The 3,217-nt window shown below is 73.4% G+C and carries 4 protein-coding genes; all 4 read left to right on the top strand.

Going from position 1 to position 3,217, the window contains the following annotated elements; genetic code table 11:
• Nucleotides 1-70: 70 nt before the first annotated feature.
• Nucleotides 71-1,255, top strand: a complete 1,185-nt coding sequence (locus ACWEVO_RS33410) for an ABC transporter permease (RefSeq protein WP_452311413.1) — start codon at nucleotides 71-73, stop codon at nucleotides 1,253-1,255.
• A 214-nt stretch (nucleotides 1,256-1,469) separates the two neighbouring features.
• Nucleotides 1,470-1,679 carry a helix-turn-helix domain-containing protein gene (locus ACWEVO_RS33405; RefSeq protein ID WP_046564428.1) on the top strand — a complete coding sequence of 70 codons (210 nt, stop codon included), beginning with the start codon at nucleotides 1,470-1,472 and terminating at the stop codon, nucleotides 1,677-1,679.
• Nucleotides 1,680-1,899: 220 nt separating this feature from the next.
• Nucleotides 1,900-2,001, top strand: coding sequence for a 30S ribosomal protein bS22 (locus ACWEVO_RS33400; protein WP_007465623.1), 102 nt, complete (start codon nucleotides 1,900-1,902; stop codon nucleotides 1,999-2,001).
• Nucleotides 2,002-2,121: 120 nt separating this feature from the next.
• Nucleotides 2,122-3,195 carry an NAD-dependent epimerase/dehydratase family protein gene (locus ACWEVO_RS33395; RefSeq protein WP_452311412.1) on the top strand — a complete coding sequence of 358 codons (1,074 nt, stop codon included), beginning with the start codon at nucleotides 2,122-2,124 and terminating at the stop codon, nucleotides 3,193-3,195.
• Nucleotides 3,196-3,217 lie beyond the last annotated feature (22 nt).

Raw genomic sequence — 3,217 nt, 5'->3', positions numbered from 1 at the left:
CCGGCGGCGCCACCGGAGCCACCGGAGCCACCGGACGCCTTTCCGCCGAGGCCGGCCCTGGAGGTGCCGGGTGAGGGTCGCGGAGGCCTGGCGGGTGGCGCTGGACGCGCTCCGGGCCAACCGGATGCGCAGCGCGCTGACCATGCTCGGGGTGATCATCGGGGTCGCCTCGGTGGTGATCCTCGTGGCCATCGGCACGGGCACCAAGCAGAAGGTGGAACAGCAGGTGGAGGGCCTCGGCTCGAACCTGCTCCTGGTGGTTCCCGGCAAGATCGACGTGGGCACCGCGCCGGTGGTGTCGCCGCTCAACCTCAAGGACGTGGACGCGGTCTCCCGGGTGGTCGGCGATCCGGGACGGGTCGCCGTCACCGTCGCCTCCGGGGCGACCGCCCGGGCCGGCAACCGGTCCGACTTCACCACGGTGCAGGGAGTGCTGGAAACCACCCCGGCGGTCTTCACCCGCTCGCTCGCCCGGGGCCGCTACCTCACCGGCGCCGACGTGGACACCAGCCGGCGGGTCGCGGTGCTCGGCGCGTCCGTGGCCCGGGCGCTCTTCCCCGACCGGGACCCGCTCGGCCAGCAGGTCGCCCTGGCCGGCGTCCGGTTCCGGGTGATCGGCGTCTTCGCCCCGCTCGGGCAGAGCCTGGGCGTGGACCGGGACGACGAGGTGCACATCCCGGTCACCGCGGCGCAGCGGCTCTGGGGCACCCAGCGGATCGACGGCATCGCGGTCAAGGCCCCGGACCGGGAGCGGATCGGCCAGCTGGGCGACCGGATCGTCGCCGAGCTGTCCCGGCGGCACCCGGACACCGAGTTCAGCGCCGTCACCCAGCAGCAGATCCTCGGCGTGCTCGGCGACATCCTCGGCGTGCTGACCGGGGTGCTGGCCGCCATCGCGGGCATCTCGTTGCTGGTCGGCGGGGTCGGCGTCTCCAACATCATGCTGGTCTCGGTCCGCGAGCGGACCCGGGAGATCGGGCTGCGCAAGGCGGTCGGCGCCCGGCCCCGGGACATCGGGGTGCAGTTCCTGCTGGAGGCGGTGCTGCTCACCTCGATCGGCGGCCTGACCGGGATGGCGCTCGGCGTCGGCACCGCGCTGCTGGTCGACGCGGTCTCGCCGATCCCGGCGGCGATCACCTGGTGGTCGCTGGCGCTGGCGTTCGGCGTCTCGGCGGTGGTGGGCATCGTCTTCGGCGTGGTGCCCGCGCAGCGGGCCGGCCGGCTCGACCCGGTGGTGGCGCTGCGCGCGGAGTGACGGGGTGGCCCGAACCGGACGAGCCGCCCGGGCGAGCAGAAAACGCCAGGTCAACGCGGCGGCGACCGGGGGACATTCCATGATCATTAGAAGGAAGGGATCGCGCCGGTCACAGCCGCCCCGCTACCGTACTGGTAACACGCGCGTTGCCCGTCGTGGCCGGGCCAACCTGCCCCGGTGGCACGCGCCGGGCATGGGAATGGGTCGGTGAGCCATGGCCGGGTCGCAGTCCGACGCACGGCTGTCGGATGTCAGGTTTCTGACCGTCGCCGAGGTGGCGACGGTCATGCGGGTCTCCAAGATGACCGTCTACCGTCTCGTGCACAGCGGCGAGCTGACCGCGGTGCGGGTGGGCAGGTCGTTCCGGGTGCCCGAGCACGCCGTGCACGAATACCTCCGGGGCGCCTTCCAGGAGACCGCCTGACGCCTCGACGGCCCGGCCGTCGAGTGCGACGAAAGGGGCATCGACGGGGGCGCGTTGGTCCTGCTGACGCACTCCGGCTACCCTGGACCCCGATCGTGACCGCACCCCGGTGCGCCCTGCCCACCACGCTGGTCCGGTCCGTTGTCCGCAAGCGGTCACCGACGCCACCCGCGGTGGTGTCTCCCGGTCCGCCCCGCACGTTGCATCGAAAGGCTGTCGTATGGGCTCGGTGGTCAAGAAGCGCCGCAAGCGCATGGCTAAGAAGAAGCACCGCAAGCTGCTGCGCAAGACCCGCGTCCAGCGTCGCCGTCTCGGCAAGTGACCGGAGCCGGGCCCCCGCCCGGCAACCGGCACCACTTGCCAACAGTCGACCCTCGGAGGCTCAGGTGATCAGGCCGTGGACGTCCCGGCTCGATCCCGCCTGCCGGGCAAGGCGCACGACATGACCCCCGGTGGCACCCCAGGTGCTCCGGGGGTCGTCGTCGTGACCGGGGTCGGTCGCTACCTCGGCGCGCACGTCGCCGCCCGCCTCGCCGCCGATCCGCGCATCGACCGCGTCATCGGGGTCGACCCGGCCACCCCGAACCCGGAGATCGCCGAACTGCTGGCCGGGGTCGAGCGGGTCCGCCTCGACCTCGACTCGCTCGGCGGCCTGCTGGTCGACCTCGACGTCGACGCGGTGGTGCACCTGGCCCTGGTCTCCGCCCCCGACCCGCAGCAGGGCGGGCGCGCGGCGATGAAGGAACAGAACGTCATCGGCACCATGCAGCTGCTCGCCGCCTGCCAGCGGGCGCCCCGGCTGCGCAAGCTCGTGGTCCGCTCGTCCACCGCGGCGTACGGGGTGTCGTTCCGCGACCCCGCCGTCTTCACCGAGGAGACCGAGCCGCGCGAGGTGCCGCGCGGTGGGTTCGGCCGCGACATCCTCGACATCGAGGGGTACGTCCGGGGCTTCCGCCGCCGGCGCGCCGACGTCACCGCGACCGTGCTGCGCTTCGCGCCGTTCATCGGCTCCACCGCCGACACCACGCTCACCCGGTACTTCTCCCAGCCGGTCGTGCCCACCGTCTTCGGCCGGGACCCGCGGCTCCAGTTCGTCCACTTCGACGACGCCCTGGAGGTGCTGCACCGCTCGGTCGCCGAGGACCACCCGGGGACGTACAACGTGGCCGGGCCGGGGGTGCTCTCCCTGTCCCAGGCGATCCGGCGGGCCGGCCGGGTGGCCGTGCCGGTGCTCGAACCGGGCCTCGCCGGAGTCGCCTCCGTCGCCCGGAACCTGGGCTTCGGCCGGTACGGGTTGGACCAGGTGGACCTCTTCGTGCACGGTCGGGTGGTGGACACCAGCAGACTGGAGCGCGAGTACGGCTTCACGCCCCGCTCGACCGCCGCCGCCTTCGACGACTTCATCCGGGCCCACCACGGCGGAGTGGTGGTGACCCGGGACCAGCTCGCCGCCGCCGAGCAGCTCGTCCTAGAGGGCATCCGGCAGGTCCGGGCCGCCGTGCGGGAGCGCCCGTGAGCGGGGCCGAGGAGCGCGGCGA

The organism is Micromonospora sp. NPDC003776, from assembly GCF_053605645.1.
Note: the sequence above shows the minus strand (reverse complement) of the source record. Positions and strands in the feature narration are given on the sequence as shown.